The sequence below is a fragment of the Pseudomonas sp. AC229 genome, from assembly GCF_979254655.1.
The window spans coordinates 35,549-49,943 of record NZ_CEEDHK010000014.1 but is presented as its reverse complement, the minus strand read 5'-3'; the positions used below and the strand labels follow the sequence as shown (position 1 = coordinate 49,943).

11 protein-coding genes are annotated in these 14,395 nt (G+C 62.9%); all 11 read left to right on the top strand.

The window, feature by feature from the left end:
• Positions 1–4 precede the first annotated feature (4 nt).
• The 11 genes from AC0IW7_RS19115 (at position 5) to AC0IW7_RS19065 (ending at position 14,276) form a co-directional block, all read left to right on the top strand.
• Positions 5–955 (top strand): alpha/beta hydrolase, encoded by a 951-nt coding sequence (locus tag AC0IW7_RS19115; RefSeq protein ID WP_471820114.1) that lies wholly within the window; start codon positions 5–7, stop codon positions 953–955.
• A gap of 760 nt (positions 956–1,715) precedes the next feature.
• Positions 1,716–3,305, top strand: coding sequence for a flavin monoamine oxidase family protein (locus AC0IW7_RS19110; protein WP_471820112.1), 1,590 nt, complete (start codon positions 1,716–1,718; stop codon positions 3,303–3,305).
• A 90-nt stretch (positions 3,306–3,395) separates the two neighbouring features.
• A complete protein-coding gene (locus AC0IW7_RS19105) occupies positions 3,396–3,938 on the top strand; it encodes a RidA family protein (protein WP_471820109.1) in 543 nt (180 codons plus the stop codon).
• A gap of 33 nt (positions 3,939–3,971) precedes the next feature.
• Complete coding sequence (locus AC0IW7_RS19100; RefSeq protein WP_471820108.1) at positions 3,972–6,434, top strand: TonB-dependent receptor plug domain-containing protein; 2,463 nt, start codon at positions 3,972–3,974, stop codon at positions 6,432–6,434.
• The gene (locus AC0IW7_RS19095) at positions 6,434–7,369 is read left to right on the top strand and encodes an ABC transporter substrate-binding protein (protein WP_471820106.1); all 936 of its coding nucleotides are present in this window, start codon (positions 6,434–6,436) and stop codon (positions 7,367–7,369) included. The genes AC0IW7_RS19100 and AC0IW7_RS19095 overlap by 1 nt, the downstream gene beginning before the upstream one ends.
• A gap of 195 nt (positions 7,370–7,564) precedes the next feature.
• On the top strand, positions 7,565–8,341 hold the full coding sequence (locus AC0IW7_RS19090) for a 2OG-Fe(II) oxygenase family protein (protein WP_471820104.1): 777 nt from the start codon (positions 7,565–7,567) through the stop codon (positions 8,339–8,341).
• Between the two features lie 5 nt (positions 8,342–8,346).
• Positions 8,347–9,099 carry a tRNA-dependent cyclodipeptide synthase gene (locus tag AC0IW7_RS19085; RefSeq protein ID WP_471820102.1) on the top strand — a complete coding sequence of 251 codons (753 nt, stop codon included), beginning with the start codon at positions 8,347–8,349 and terminating at the stop codon, positions 9,097–9,099.
• Positions 9,100–9,162: 63 nt separating this feature from the next.
• Positions 9,163–10,692 (top strand): MFS transporter, encoded by a 1,530-nt coding sequence (locus tag AC0IW7_RS19080; RefSeq protein WP_471820101.1) that lies wholly within the window; start codon positions 9,163–9,165, stop codon positions 10,690–10,692.
• Positions 10,685–12,025 carry an LLM class flavin-dependent oxidoreductase gene (locus AC0IW7_RS19075; RefSeq protein ID WP_471820099.1) on the top strand — a complete coding sequence of 447 codons (1,341 nt, stop codon included), beginning with the start codon at positions 10,685–10,687 and terminating at the stop codon, positions 12,023–12,025. Before AC0IW7_RS19080 ends, AC0IW7_RS19075 begins: the two co-directional genes overlap by 8 nt.
• 98 nt (positions 12,026–12,123) lie before the next feature.
• Positions 12,124–13,791 carry a nitrite/sulfite reductase gene (locus AC0IW7_RS19070; protein ID WP_471820098.1) on the top strand — a complete coding sequence of 556 codons (1,668 nt, stop codon included), beginning with the start codon at positions 12,124–12,126 and terminating at the stop codon, positions 13,789–13,791.
• A complete protein-coding gene (locus AC0IW7_RS19065; RefSeq protein WP_471820096.1) occupies positions 13,788–14,276 on the top strand; it encodes a DUF934 domain-containing protein in 489 nt (162 codons plus the stop codon). The genes AC0IW7_RS19070 and AC0IW7_RS19065 overlap by 4 nt, the downstream gene beginning before the upstream one ends.
• Positions 14,277–14,395: the final 119 nt, after the last annotated feature.

The window sequence follows — 14,395 nt, the reverse complement described above, 5'->3', positions numbered from 1 at the left end:
CGCCATGCCCTTGAACGCCGACATCGACGCTTTCCTCGACCTGGCCCAACGCGCCAGCACCCGGCCGTTGCACCAACTGCCGGTTGCCGAAGCACGCGCCGCCTTCGCCGCGACCACCGCTCAACTGCGCTGGCCGGCGCCCGCTGACGTGCAGGCCGAAGCGCTGAGCTGCATCGCCCGTGACGGCTATGAGGTTGGGTTGAGGCTTTACCGGCCGGCGCACAGTGATTCGCCGTTACCCGTATTGGTGTTCCTGCACGGCGGCGGTTTTGTGCTCGGCGACCTGGATTCCCACGATGGCGTCTGCCGCGAATTTGCCCGGCGTGCCGGGTGCGCCGTGCTGGCCGTGGGCTACCGTTTGGCGCCCGAACACAAATTCCCCACCGCCTTGCACGACGCCGCCGACGCGTTGGCCTGGTTGGCCGAACACGCCGCTGCCCATGGGTTGGATAAACAGCGAGCCGTGTTCGGCGGCGACAGCGTAGGCGCCACCTTGGCCACGGTGCTGGCAAGGCAAGCCGAGCATGAGCCGGCGGCGGTGGCGCTTAAGCCGGTGGGGCAATTGCTGTGTTATCCGGTGACCGATGCGTCGCGCATCAGCGAATCGATGACCCTGTTTGCCGAAGGCTACTTGCTGGAAAGCCAGACGCTGGAATGGTTTTACCAGCACTACCAACGCACCGCCGAAGACCGACACGACCCCCGCTTTTCACCGCTGCTGGCGCGCCGCCTGAAGGGGATTGCGCCGGCCTGTATGGCCATCGCCGGGTTTGATCCGCTGGTGGATGAGGGCAGGGCGTATGCGCAGCGATTGAGGGATGAAGGAGTGGCGGTTGAGGTGCTTGAGTGTGAAGGGCTGACCCATGATTTTTTGCGGATGGGGGCGGTGACGGGGGAGGTTGATGGGGTTTATCGGCGGTTGGCGGATTGGCTGGTTGTGCGGTTTGGCGGATGACAGTGGGTTTCAGGAATCGCGGCTGAAGCTCCCACAGTGGGCTGCGTTTGCTAGGGGGGCGGTGTGTATCACCGTCATTCCCGCTTACGAGGAATGACGGAGGGTTTTTCAAAACCACCGTCATCCTCGCGAACGCGGGGATCCAGAATTTCACGCCGTACACGTTAAATCGGCGTAGGTATTCACCACCGCGTGTGCTGGACCTTTTGGTTTCGCCTCACGTGCGATTGGAGAACGTTGTTCCTGGCCGGAAGCCTGGACTCCGAATCGTCGGACCGCCGCCTTCGCGGGAATGACGGTGTGTTTGAAAAATCCCCCGTCATCCTCGCGAACGCGGGGATCCAGTATTTCAAGCCGTACTCGGTAGATCGGCGAAGGTATTGTCGCGTGCGCTGAACGTTTACGTTCCGCCTTACGTGATTCGAGAACGTCTTTACTGGCCGAGACTCTGGATTCCCGCTTTCGCGGGAATGACGGAGGATTTTTCAACATCACCGTCATCCTCGCAGAGCGGCTTCAGCCGCGATGCTTTCCGCGAAATATAAGTCCATCAGGTTATGCATTTCTTGCAGCTTGCGCGCCGCGTAAGATTAAACAATTTAATATTTGCATATGCCTAAAATGTATTTCTCACATTTTGTAACCGTCAGTAGCATGGCCCCCATAGACGAATTTAGCAGCCTAAGCGCATCAGTCTATAACTATGCGCGATATAGGTTGCCAGGCCGGATCGGCCTGTCAAGACGATGGGGAAACAGGGATGCCACTGACCAGAAGAGCGCTAATTGCACGGGTTGCCGCCATCGGCGGTTACCGGGCGGCGTATGGCGCGATGGGGGCGCTGGGGTTGTTGAGCCCGGCATTCGCTCAGCCAACCAGCGGCCCGGAAAATTATGCGAGCTTGCCCTCGGCCCAGGTTGGCCACGGTGCCAGCGTGGTGGTGATCGGCGCCGGCATCGGTGGTTTGGTCAGTGCCTACGAGCTGCGCAAGGCCGGCTTTAACGTCACGGTGCTCGAGGCCCGTGACCGCGTTGGCGGTCGCAATTGGACGCTGCGCCAGGGCGATCGCGTTGAGTACACCGACGGCACCGTGCAGGTGGCGAACTTTGCCGACGGGTTTTATTTCAATGCCGGCCCGGCCCGTTTGCCTAGCCACCATCAGTTGATGCTCGGCTACTGCCGCGAGCTGGGCGTGGAGTTGGAGGTGCTGGTCAATACCAGCCGCAACGCCCTGGTGCGGCCGAACCTGGCCGAGCCGCCAATGCAGATTCGTCAGGCGGTGAATGACAGCCGTGGCCATGTGGCGGAGTTACTGGCCAAGGCGGTCAATCGCCAGGCGCTGAATGATGAGTTGAATGCCGATGACCAACGCGCGCTGTTGCAGTTTTTGCGAACCTTTGGCGACCTGTCCGAGAAGCTTGAGTACATCGGCTCGGCGCGCTCGGGCTACAAAGTCTGGCCCGGTGCCGGCGAGCAAGTGGCGCAGAAGAATGAGCCGTTGCCGCTGCGCACGCTGCTCAATCCGGCGCTGGCCAATGCGTTGATGATCGATGAATACCCCGAGTTCTCGCCGACCATGTTTCAGCCGGTCGGCGGCATGGACCGCATTCCCAGAGCCTTCGAGAAACACCTGGCCGGCGCCTTGCGCCTGGGCAGCGAAGTGCGCGCGATTCATAACCAGGACAACGGCGTGCTGGTCTCCTATGTGGAGCGCAAAACCGGACGCGCACAGACGTTGACGGCCGACTACGCCGTGGTGGCCTTGCCGCTGCCGTTGCTGGCCAAGCTCGACACCAATTTCACCGCGCCGGTGCAGCAGGCGATTGGCGCGGTGCAGTTTGGCTATGCCAACAAGGTGGCGTGGCAGTCGCGGCGGTTCTGGGAGCGCGATTACCAGATTTATGGCGGCCTCTCGTTTGTGAATCAGGAGGCGTCGGGCCTCTGGTATCCAAGCGGCGGGTTCAATCAGGAGCAGGGCATTCTGATTGCCGCTTACAACAACGGCGAAACCGCGCGGGTGTTTGGTGAGAAGAGCATTGCCGAGCAGATCGCCGCGTCAAAACAGGCGGTGGAGTTGCTGCATCCGGGCCACTCGGCCGAGTTGCGCAATCCGCTCGCCGTGGCCTGGAGCCGCATTCCGTACAACCTCGGGCCATGGATTAACCATGAAGTGGCCGAGCCGGCGTACAGCCTGCTGAACCAGGCCCAGGGCCGCATTCACCTGACCAGCGATGGCCTGGCCCACAGTGGCGTGGGCATTTGGCAGGAAGCCGCCGCCGGCGCCGCACGCCGGGTGGTGCGCCACATTTTCGAGCGTGTGCAACACACGCCTTACCGGCAAACGGCCTGAACCCGCCGCGCCTTGTTTAACCACCGATAACCACGATGTGCCAGGTAGCGGACCTCCGAGGCTGGCGATAAAAAACCTTGGAGTACTGCCATGCCTTTCACACCGAAAGCCCTGCTGGGGTTGGGGATTCTATGCGCGGCCGGTGCCGTTTCCAGCGGCGCACAGGCCGCCGGTATCGAGCGCGTGCCGTCGACGTATCCGAACTCGCCGATTCTGCAAGCGGTCACGCTGCCGCCAAGCAGCCAGCTCACGTACGTGTCCGGAATTCTGCCGGATCCGGTAGACCCCAAGGCCGGCAAAGACGACCTGCACGCCGCAGGCAGCACCGAACAACAGACCGTGGCGGTGTTTCGCAAAATCGAAGCGGTGCTCGCGCAACGCGGCCTGACGCTTGGCGATGTGGTGAAGCTGAACGTGTACCTGGTTGCCGACCCGGCCAAGGGCGGACGCCTGGATTTCGACGGCTTGCAGGCCGGCTTCCGGCAGTTTTTCGGCACCGACAAACAACCGCTCAAACCCGCGCGCACCACGGTGCAAGTCGCAGGCTTGGTGCTGCCCGGTGCATTGATCGAGGTCGAGGCCATCGCCGCCACCGCGCCAGACACCACCCCAACCGCTGCCGCCAAACACTAAATGCCCCAGGCGCTTTAAACAGGAAGTTTTTCAATGCGTACTGCGTTCAGTAAAACCTTTGCTTTGTCGTCCATCAGCGCTGCCTTGCTGGCGGCGGGCGTGCCGATTACCGCCCTGGCCGACGACCCGACGCTCGACACCGTGGTGGTCACCGGCGTACGTGGCAGCCAGCCGCGCACCGTCACCGACAGCCCGGCGCCGATTGATGTGATCACGGCGGAGCAGTTGGAGAAAACCGGCCAGAACGGCCTCAAGGACATCCTCACGCGGCTGCTGCCTTCGTTCAATGCGCCAACCATTAACGGCGGCGGCACGGCGTTTCTGGTGCGCGGCATCAGCATGCGCGGGCTGGGTGGCGATCAGGTGCTGATTCTGGTGAACGGCAAGCGCCGGCATAACACGGCGATGATCAACAACAATGCGCGGGTGGGCACGGCGGCGGTGCCGGTGGATCTGGACCTGATTCCCACCGCTGCCATCGAGCGCATCGAGGTGCTGCGTGACGGCGCGGCGGCGCAGTACGGGTCGGATGCCATCGCCGGGGTGATCAATATCATCCTTAAGAAAGACAACGCGGGCGTCACCTCCGACAGCTCGTTGGGCCAGTATTACAGCGGCGACGGCACCACCGGGCACGAAGCGGCGAACCTGGGTTTGCCGTTGGGCGATGGCGGTTTCTTCAACCTGTCGTTTGACGCCAAGTCGCAGGAACCCTACGACCGCTCAGGCTCTGTGGTCGGCAACTACGGCACGCTCGCCAATGGCCAGCCAGACCCGCGTACCAGCCAAACCCACGGCTGGGGCGAGGAGTACGGACTGGGCCGCGACCGCACGGCCAGCACGGCCTACAACCTTGAACTGCCGCTGCAAAACGACGTGACGCTGTATTCGTTCTCGACCTTCAGCTACCGCGACGGCAAGAAAGTACTCGGCCATCGCGCGCCAACCGACATCACCGCACTCAACGGCGTGGCCGGCGCGCCGTATCCGAAAGGCGGCCAGGCCACCCGCGAGGTAAAGGAAACCGACTACCAATTCGCGGTCGGCGCCAAGGGTTTGCTCGCTGACTGGGATTGGGACCTGTCGACCACCTATGGCCGCGACAAAGCCAAGCTCTACACCGACAACAACCTGAACATTTCCAACGGCCCGGATTTCAGTCAGCAGCGCTTCCACCTGGCCGACGAAATCTTTGACCAATGGACCAACAACCTCGACTTCACCCGCGCGCTGGATATCGGCTGGAGCAGCCCGCTGGAAACCTCGTTCGGCATTGAGTACCGCTGGGAAAAATACGAGCTGGGGGAGGGCGAAGCGAATTCGTATAACTACGGCAACTACGTGATTCCGACCGGGCAGTACGCGGGCCGACGTCCAGACCCGGGCCTGTTCTCGGTGAACGGCACCAACCCCGAAGATGCCGGCGACCAGATTCGCCACAGCGGCGCGGCGTACGTCGATTTCGGTTTGAACGTGACGTCCAACTGGTACGCCGCCTTCGCCTTGCGCCAGGAGCAGTACAACCAGGACATCGGCGAAACCACCAGCGGCAAGTTCACCACCCGTTATGAATTCCTGCCGGGTTACGCCGTGCGGGCAGCGGTGAGCAATGGCTTCCGTGCGCCATCCTTGGCGCAGAACGTGTTCTCGTCTACCAGCTCGGTGACCCAGTTCCTTGGCGGCGGTGCCACCACTACAGCGCGAACCAAGCAGATGCGGCCCGGTTCGCCTGAAGCCATTGCCTTGGGCGCCGAAACGCTGAAGCCGGAAAAGTCGCGCAACTACAGCCTCGGTTTCACCGCAGAACCGTTCGAGCGCCTGCGCTTTACCGCCGACTTTTACCTGATCGACATCGACGATCGCATTCTGCAAACCGGCATTTTGTCGGGCCCTGCGGTGTCGCAGATTCTGGTCAACGCCGGTTTGGCGCCAAACCTGGCGGGGCAGTATTTCGCCAACGCCGCCGACACGCGCACCAAGGGCATCGACCTGGTGCTCGACTACAGCCAGAACTTCGAGGAATACGGCCAGGCGAAGTGGAGCGTGGCGTACAACCACAACAAAACCACCATTCGTGACCTGGCCGAAACGCCGGGCGAGCTGTCCAGCCTGGGCAGCGGCTACGTGTTGTTCGACCGTCAGCAGCAAACCGACCTGACCAAGGCCACGCCCAAGGACAAGTGGATTTTCTCCACCAACTACCGGCTCGATGACTGGAACGTGAACCTGGCCGTGAGCCGCTACGGCGAATACACCGAAGGCAACAACAACCCGGCCAACGACCGCACCTACAGCCCGAAATGGATCACCGACATCGACGTGGCATACGACCTCACGCAGAACGTGACCGTCGCCGTGGGCGCCAACAACCTGTTCGACGAATACCCCGACAGCATCGGCATCGTGCCCTGGGCCGGCACTTATGAGTACGGCATGTTCTCGCCCTATGGCCTGGGCGGCGGTTACTACTACGGCCGCTTGAGCCTGGCGTTCTGATGAAGACTTTCACCGTGCTATTGGCCGCGCTGCTGACCCTTGCCCCGGCGGTTCAGGGCGAGGAGCTGCTGCGGATTTCAAGCCAAAAGGCGTCGCTGAAAATTCTGCTGGAAGCGGCCGGCGAGTTGAAAGACCTGCCGTACCGCATCGAGTTCGCCTCGTTCGGTGCGGCGGCGCCGACCGCCGAAGCGCTGGCCGCTGGCGCGGTGGACATCGGCACCCTGGGCGATGCGCCGTTTGTGTTTGCCGCCGGCGCCGGCGCCCCGCTGAAAACCGTGGGCGTGGTGCGCGTGCAGGTCACGCAAACGGCGGTGGCCATTGTGGTGAATCAGGACTCGCCGCTGCGTGATGCGGCGGGTTTGAAGGGCAAGAAAATCACCACCACGCGCGGCTCCATCGGCCATTACCTGGCGCTGGCGGCGCTGCGTGGGGCCGGGCTGACGGGCAAGGATGCGCAGTTCATTTTCCTGCAACCGGCCGAATCCCGAGGCCTGCTGGCCAACGGCGAGGCCGACGCCTGGGCCACGTGGGATCCGTACACCAGCATGAGCCAGATTGAAGGCGGCACGCGGGTGCTGGTCAGTGGCGAAGGCTTGTTCGCCGGCAACATGTTGCTGGTGGCCAACGACACGGCGATTCGCGACAAGCCGGCGCTGTTGGCCGATTTCCTCCAGCGCCTGGCCCGCGCGTATGAGTGGGCCAACGCCAACGAGCCAGCGTTCTCCGCCATCCAGGCGCGCCACAGCGGTTTGCCGGTCGAGATCCACAGCCGCTCCAACCGCTACTCGCAACCGCACCGCGTGCCCATCGACGCCGAGGTCATCGCCGACGTGCAACGCACCGCCGACCTGTACCGCGCCGAAGGGATCATCAGCCAGCCATTCGAAGCCAGCGGCTTTTTCGCCCCCCAATTCAACCAGGAGCCGCCCCCATGACCCACCACAACACCTGTAGGAGCGGCTTCAGCCGCGATGTTCTTGGCTGGGCCCACCGTTTCCAGGCCCGGCCCATCGCGGCTAAAGCCGCTCCCACAGAAAGCAAAGCGAGTCCGTTGCAAGACCTGAGTTGCCCGTGACGCAACCCGCTGTTGGTCGACCATCCATTCCACTCAGGGACGTTCAGGAGTTTGTATGTTCACCACCCTCACTGCCGATCAACTACAGCCGTCGCATATCGCCGATGTGCTGCACAAACGCTCATACGGCGTGCGCCTGAAGGGTTTTTGCCCGGCGGACACCGTGCAACTGGCCCGCGAGCGCCTGGCTCGTCATGAGCTGCGCGGCACCTTCACTGAGCAGAAAGAATTCAATCGCCTGGGCAAGGCCTATATCGAAATCGGCGACGAGCAAAGCCGCCAGGAGTACCACGCCCAGGCGCTGACCAATATCCGCAAGATTCGCGACACCTTTCGCCCGCTGGCTTCGCCCATCGATGAGCTGCGTTTGCTGCTCGATGAGGTGTGGCCCAAAGGCGCGCGGCTGTTGGATGTGAATGGCGAAAAATGCTTCGTTGGCATCGCCCGCTTTCAAGGCAGCGGCGTCGACCTGACGCCGCACACCGACAACCTCGAACGCAACGCGCCCAGCGACCACGAGCCGCGTTTGCTCACTCAGCTGTCCACCAACATCTACCTGGAAATTCCGGAGGACGGCGGCGAGCTGGAAATCTGGGGCATCGAGCCCGACGAGGAACAATACGAACGCCTGCGCGGCACCCGCGCCTATGGCATCGAGCGCGATTTGCTGCCGCCGCCGGACTTCGTGATCAAGCCCGAACCCGGCGACCTGATTTTGCTTAACCCCCGCCTGATTCATGCGGTGCGCCCGTCGCCCACCAGCACGCGCGTCACCCTCGGCGTGTTTATCGGCTATTTCGGCGACGACCAACCTTTGGCCTACTGGAGCTAACGACCATGAGCGATGTGGAAGCGATCAATCTCAAAGCCTATTTCAACAAGGGCGGTGAAGAACTCGACTTCACCGGCAAACGCTGCGTGCTGGCGGTGAGCGTGGGGCAGGAGTACCACGAGGAGCAAAAGCTCAGCTCCACCGTGCACCTGATTAACAAGTCCGGTTTCAGCGAAGTGAAAGTGGTGGTGGCCGATACCCTGCAGCGCCACAACAAGCACGGCAAATCGCCGGGCCTGGCGCTGTCGGCGTCGATTCGGGATGGCGAGGCGTGGCTCAAACGCAACCGCAAGTACCTCGACGGCCTGGAGGCGAAAGTGACCATCAGCCGCTGGAACGAAGAGCTGGCCTCCGACCGCTATGCCGACCTGCGCTTGCAGGTGAACGAGGTGTACGCCCAGCCCGACAGCCGCTTGCGCGCGGCCATCGACACCACCATCGGCGTGTTTATCGAGCGCTTGTTGTTGCGTGATCCGGCAGCGGATACCCATCAGGCCGCCGCGCAGTGCCGTGAATACATTCTGGAAGAAATTCCGATCATTTTGCCGCTGTGGGCCGAGCAGGGTTACGACTTCATCATTTACCCGCAGCAGATGACCCACGCCATGGCCACGGCCCGCGAGCTGTTGATCGAGCCGGTGCACCCGGAGCGCGTGCACTGGCTGCCGCTGAAGTTCAAAAAGCGCGGCATTCCCATTCCGTTCAGCCTGCCCGGCGTGGTGCATCCGGCGTGGTCGCACACCGCCATCGCGGTTTAAGCACGGAGCGTTTTCAGGCGGGTGGCCGTGCCGCCCGCGTTACTTTTTAGTGAGGAATAATCCATGGGCGTTTTTGCGCAACCGCAACGCAAATGGTGGGCGTTGTTTGGCGTGAGCATTGCCAGCTTTCTGGGCTGCGTTGATTTCACCATCGTCAACACCGCCTTGCCGGCGTTGCAGGCCGACCTTGGCACCTCGTTCGAGGCGCTGCAGTGGGTGATCAACGGCTTCATTCTGGCGCTGTCGAGTTTTATGGTGCTGGTCGGGCGCCTGGCAGATTTATACGGGCGCAAGCGCGTGCTGTTTATTGGCCTGACTGTGTTCGGCGTGGCCTCGCTCGCGGCCGGTGTGGCCAAGGGCATCGACCTGTTGGTTGCGGCGCGTGTGGCCCAGGGGCTGGCCTGCGCGGTGCTGTACACGGCGTCCGGCGCGATTGTGGCGAATGCCTTCCCGGCCAGCGAACAAGGCCGCGCCTTTGGCGTGCTGTTCAGCGTTAACGGCGTGGGCTTGGCCAGCGGCCCGGTGCTGGGCGGGGTGATTGCCAGTGCGCTGGGCTGGCAATGGATCTTTCTGCTCAATGTGCCGTTTGTGTTGCTCAGCCTGGCCATTTGCGCGTGGGCGGTGGATGAGTCCCGTGGTCAAGCGCACGGGCTGGACGGCTGGGGCGCGCTGTTGCTGTTGATCGGCCTGCCGAGCCTGGTGCTGCTGATTGTGCAGGGCGGCGCCTGGGGCTGGACGTCGCCGATCAGCCTGGCGTTGCTGGCCGTGGCGGTGTTGGCGCTGGTGGCGTTTATTCAGGTTGAACGGCGGGTGAAAGCGCCCATTGTGGATCTGACGCTGTTCGCCAATCGCCGTTTTGTCGCGGCGGTGGTGGCGAGCTTTGCCCTCGCGGTTTTCTACTGCCTGGCGTTCTTTGTGATGCCGTTGTACCTGGCGTTGATTCGTGGCGACAGCGTGCACACCAGCGGGCTGTTGTTGTTGCCGACCACCTTGGGCGTGGCGGTGCTGTCGCCGGTGGTGGGGCGCTTGGTCGACCGCAAAGGGCCGGCGCTGTTAATCCAGGCGGGCTTGGCGTTGTTCGTGGTGTCGGCCTTGCTGCAAGCGGGCTTCGACACCCATACCTCGCTGGCTTACCTGCTCGGCGCCTTCGCCCTCATGGGCGTGGGCTGGGCCTGCGTATTAGGGCCGTCAACGGTGCTGGGCATGAGCTCGGTGCCGGCGACGATCAGCTCGGTGGCCATGGGCTCGCTGATGACCTTGCACAACATTGGCGGCGGGCTGGGTTTGGCGATTGGCGTGGGCGTGTACCGCTTTTTCGCCGCGCGCGAGCTGAGCGCTGTCAGCAGCAGTCAGGCCGATTGGGTCAACGCCGCCGTGGCCCAGCCGGAGCAGGGTGTGGCTTTGCTGACGGAGCACCTGAGCCAGGCGCCCGAGGTGCTCAATGGCTGGGTTCAGCAGGCGTTTTTGCACGGTTATCAGGCAGTGATGGTGTTCCTGGCCCTGGTGCTGACTGTGGCGTTAACCGGGGTGGTGCTGTTGTTGCGCCGCCAGTCGGCGCAAGCCGTGGAAACGCCGGAGCACGCCCATGGCTAATGCGGATGGACGTTTACGCCTGGGCGCGTTTTTGTCTGGCAGCGGCGCCCACACCGGCGCCTGGCGCCACCCGCAGGCCGACGCCGACGCTTCGCTAAACATTCAGTGCTACCAGCACTACGCGCAAACCTTGGAGCGCGGGCGCTTTGACGCGCTGTTTCTCAACGACAACGTCAGCGTCGGCGAACTCGACCTCGAGGTGCTGGCGCGTGGGCCATATAGCCTGCGCTGGGACCCGCTGATTCTGTTGCCAGCGCTGGCCATGGTGACCCGCCATATCGGCCTGATCGCCACCGCCAACACCAGCTACAACCAGCCCTACAACCTGGCCCGCAGCTTCGCCTCGCTGGACCAGCTTTCCAACGGCCGTGCCGGTTGGAACCTGGTCACAGCGCTGGTCGGCGCCGAGAATTTCAACCACGACCAACCCCTGGCCCATGCCGAACGCTACCAGCGCGCCGAGGAATTTCTCGACGTGGTCACCGGCCTGTGGGACAGCTGGGCCGACGATGCCTTTGTGCTGGATAAAGCCAGCGGCACCTGGCTGGACGTGAACCGCATGCGGGTGCTCAACCACCGTGGCCGACACTTCCAGGTGCAAGGCCCGCTAAACGCGCCGCGCCCGGTGCAAGGCTGGCCGGTGATTGCCCAGGCTGGCTCGTCGGACGCGGGCCGGGAACTGGCGGCCCGCAGCGCCGAGTTGGTGTTTACCGCGCAGCAAACCCTGGGCGAGGCGCAGGCGTTTTATCAGGACTTGCACGCGCGTGCCGCCGGTTATGGCCGTGCGCCGGATTCGCTGAAAATTTTTCCCGGCGTCTCGCCCGTCGTCGGTCGCACCGCCAGCGAGGCCGAGGAAAAACATCAGCAGTTACTGGAATTGGTGGACCCGCGCAGCGCCCTCAAACAGCTGAGTTTTCTGCTTGATTTGGGCATTGATCTGGCCGCCTTACCGCTGGACGCACCTGTACCGATACCGGATGAGCCGCCCACTACCGAGCGGCACAAAAGCCGTCAGCAATTGGTGCTGCACCTGATCCGCCGCGAACGCCCCACGGTCGGCCAGTTGTTGCGCACGCTAGGGGCGGGCGGCCATCGCCTGGTGGTTGGCACAGCGGCGCATATCGTCGATGAACTGGCCGCGTGGTACTACGAAGGGGCGGCGGATGGCTTCAATATCCTGTTCACCCATTTGCCGGGCGGCGTGGATGATTTTGTCGATCAGGTGGTGCCGCAGTTGCAGCGCCAGGGGCTGTTTCGCGAGCAGTACGAAGGCGCCACATTGCGCGAGAACCTGGGCTTTCAGCGCGTGGCCAATCGGCACTTTGCCGGCTGAAGTGTCGGCATCTGATCCGCATTTAATCGCGTTATCTGCCGCTGTTTTGTAAGGCGGCAGGCGCGGCATAGTCCCTGGCATTATTTGGGGGCAGATGCATGTATCAATACGACGATTACGACCAGGCGCTGGTGTTCGAGCGCGTCGAGCAGTTTCGCGACCAAGTGCAGCGGCGGGTGAGTGGCGAGCTGAGCGAAGAAGAGTTTCTGCCATTGCGCTTGCAGAACGGCCTGTATCTGCAAAAGCACGCCTACATGCTGCGCGTGGCCATTCCCTACGGCACCCTGAGCGCTACGCAACTGCGCTGTCTTGCGGCCATTGCCCGCGAGTACGACCGTGGTTACGGCCACTTCACCACCCGGCAAAATATTCAGTTCAACTGGATCGAACTGGAGCAGGTGCCAGACATTCTTGCGCGCCTGGCCGAGGTGCAGATGCACGCCATCCAGACCTCCGGCAACTGCGTGCGCAACATCACCACCGAGGCGTTTGCCGGTGTAGCGGCGGACGAGTTGCTGGACCCGCGCCCGCTGGCGGAAATTTTGCGCCAGTGGTCGACGGTCAATCCGGAATTCCTGTTCCTGCCACGCAAATTCAAAATCGCGCTGTGCGCGGCGCACGAAGACCGCGCCGCCGTGCAAATGCATGACATCGGGCTTTATCTATACCGCAACGACAGCGGTGAACTGCTGCTGCGGGTAATGGTCGGCGGCGGTTTGGGCCGCACGCCGATCTTGTCGCAGACCATTCGCGACGGCCTGGCCTGGCAGCACGTGCTGTCGTATGTGGAGGCGATTTTGCGCGTGTACAACCGCCACGGCCGGCGCGACAACAAGTACAAGGCGCGGATAAAAATCCTGGTCAAAGCGCTGGGCATCGAGGCGTTCGCCGCCGAGGTGGAACGCGAATGGCAGCACATCAAAGACGGTCCGGCCGAGCTGACCGAAGCCGAATACCAGCGCGTGGCCGCCGCGTTTGTGCCGCCAGGTTACGAGCCGCTGCCGGCGATAGACCTGGACTTCGGCACGCAGTTGGCTAACAGCAAGGCCTTCGCGCAATGGACCGAGCGCAACGTGCACGCCCATAAAGTGCCGGGCTATGCCGCCGTGGTGCTATCGACCAAACCGGGCGCTGCGCTGCCACCCGGAGACGTCACGGCCGAGCAGATGGACGCGGTGGCCAATTGGGCCGAGGCGTTCGGGTTTGGCGAAATTCGCATCGCCCACGAACAAAACATCGTGCTGCCCGACGTGCGCAAACGCGACCTCTACGCCCTCTGGCAAGCGGCCTGCGAGCAAGGGCTGGGCACGGCCAATATCGGCCTGCTCAGCGACATCATCGCGTGTCCGGGCGGCGACTATTGTTCGCTGGCCAACGCCAAATCCATTCCCGTGGCGCAGGCGATTCAGGCGCACTTCGACAACCTCGACTACCTGCACGACATCGGCGACCTGAGCCTGAACATCTCCGGCTGCATGAACGCCTGCGGCCATCACCACATCGGCAACATCGGCATTCTGGGCGTCGATAAAAACGGCAGCGAGTGGTACCAGATCACCCTCGGCGGTGCCCAAGGGCAACATGCCGCGTTGGGCAAAGTGATCGGCCCCTCGTTCGCGGCCGAGCAGGTGCCAGATGTGGTCGAACGCATCGTCAATACATTCATCGACTACCGGCAAGTGCAGGAACGCTTTGTCGACACGGTGCAGCGCATCGGCCTGGAACCGTTCAAAGAGCGCGTGTACCGCGCGCAGGAGCTGGCATGAGCAAACTGATTCGTTTGGTCAATGGCCAGGCCGTGATCGAGCAAGCCGACGCTACCCGTATCGTCCCGCTGGACGCCTGGCAGCCTGGCGACGGCCTGTTGTTGGGCCCGGACGACGACGTGGAAACCCTCGACCTTCCATTCGCTGACGTGGCGCTGATCGCCATCGACTTTCCCAGCTTTCGCGATGGTCGCGGTTACAGCCAGGCGTACCTGTTGCGCCAACGCTTGGGTTGGCACGGCGAATTGCGCGCCGTGGGCGATGTGTTGCGCGATCAGCTCAGCCACATGCGTCAGTGCGGCTTCGACAGTTTTGCCGTGCGTGCGGACAAGTCTGTGGAGGATGCGTTGAAAGGGTTGGCGGGCATGAGCGTGGTGTATGGGCGTTCGGCCATTGAGCCACGGCCGTTGTTTCGACGGCGGGCGGGTGAGGAACGCGAAACGCGGTCCGCTTCCAGTCCCCTCGCCCCTCGGGGAGAGGGTTAGGGTGAGGGGGCTGCGTGCACGTTCCCTCGAATAAACAGCGCCCCTCACGCCCAGCCCCTTTCCCGCTAGCGGGAGAGGGGCGCTCAAACGCGGTGCGCTCCTGATCGGCTCGCCGCTGG

Excerpts from the sequence above, each read along its gene's own strand:
- AC0IW7_RS19115 (WP_471820114.1), top strand. The coding sequence starts at position 5 with ATGCCCTTGAACGCCGACATCGACGCTTTCCTCGACCTGGCCCAACGC.
- AC0IW7_RS19110 (WP_471820112.1), top strand. The coding sequence starts at position 1,716 with ATGCCACTGACCAGAAGAGCGCTAATTGCACGGGTTGCCGCCATCGGC.
- AC0IW7_RS19105 (WP_471820109.1), top strand. The coding sequence starts at position 3,396 with ATGCCTTTCACACCGAAAGCCCTGCTGGGGTTGGGGATTCTATGCGCG.
- AC0IW7_RS19100 (WP_471820108.1), top strand. The coding sequence starts at position 3,972 with ATGCGTACTGCGTTCAGTAAAACCTTTGCTTTGTCGTCCATCAGCGCT.
- AC0IW7_RS19095 (WP_471820106.1), top strand. The coding sequence starts at position 6,434 with ATGAAGACTTTCACCGTGCTATTGGCCGCGCTGCTGACCCTTGCCCCG.
- AC0IW7_RS19090 (WP_471820104.1), top strand. The coding sequence starts at position 7,565 with ATGTTCACCACCCTCACTGCCGATCAACTACAGCCGTCGCATATCGCC.
- AC0IW7_RS19085 (WP_471820102.1), top strand. The coding sequence starts at position 8,347 with ATGAGCGATGTGGAAGCGATCAATCTCAAAGCCTATTTCAACAAGGGC.
- AC0IW7_RS19080 (WP_471820101.1), top strand. The coding sequence starts at position 9,163 with ATGGGCGTTTTTGCGCAACCGCAACGCAAATGGTGGGCGTTGTTTGGC.
- AC0IW7_RS19075 (WP_471820099.1), top strand. The coding sequence starts at position 10,685 with ATGGCTAATGCGGATGGACGTTTACGCCTGGGCGCGTTTTTGTCTGGC.
- AC0IW7_RS19070 (WP_471820098.1), top strand. The coding sequence starts at position 12,124 with ATGTATCAATACGACGATTACGACCAGGCGCTGGTGTTCGAGCGCGTC.
- AC0IW7_RS19065 (WP_471820096.1), top strand. The coding sequence starts at position 13,788 with ATGAGCAAACTGATTCGTTTGGTCAATGGCCAGGCCGTGATCGAGCAA.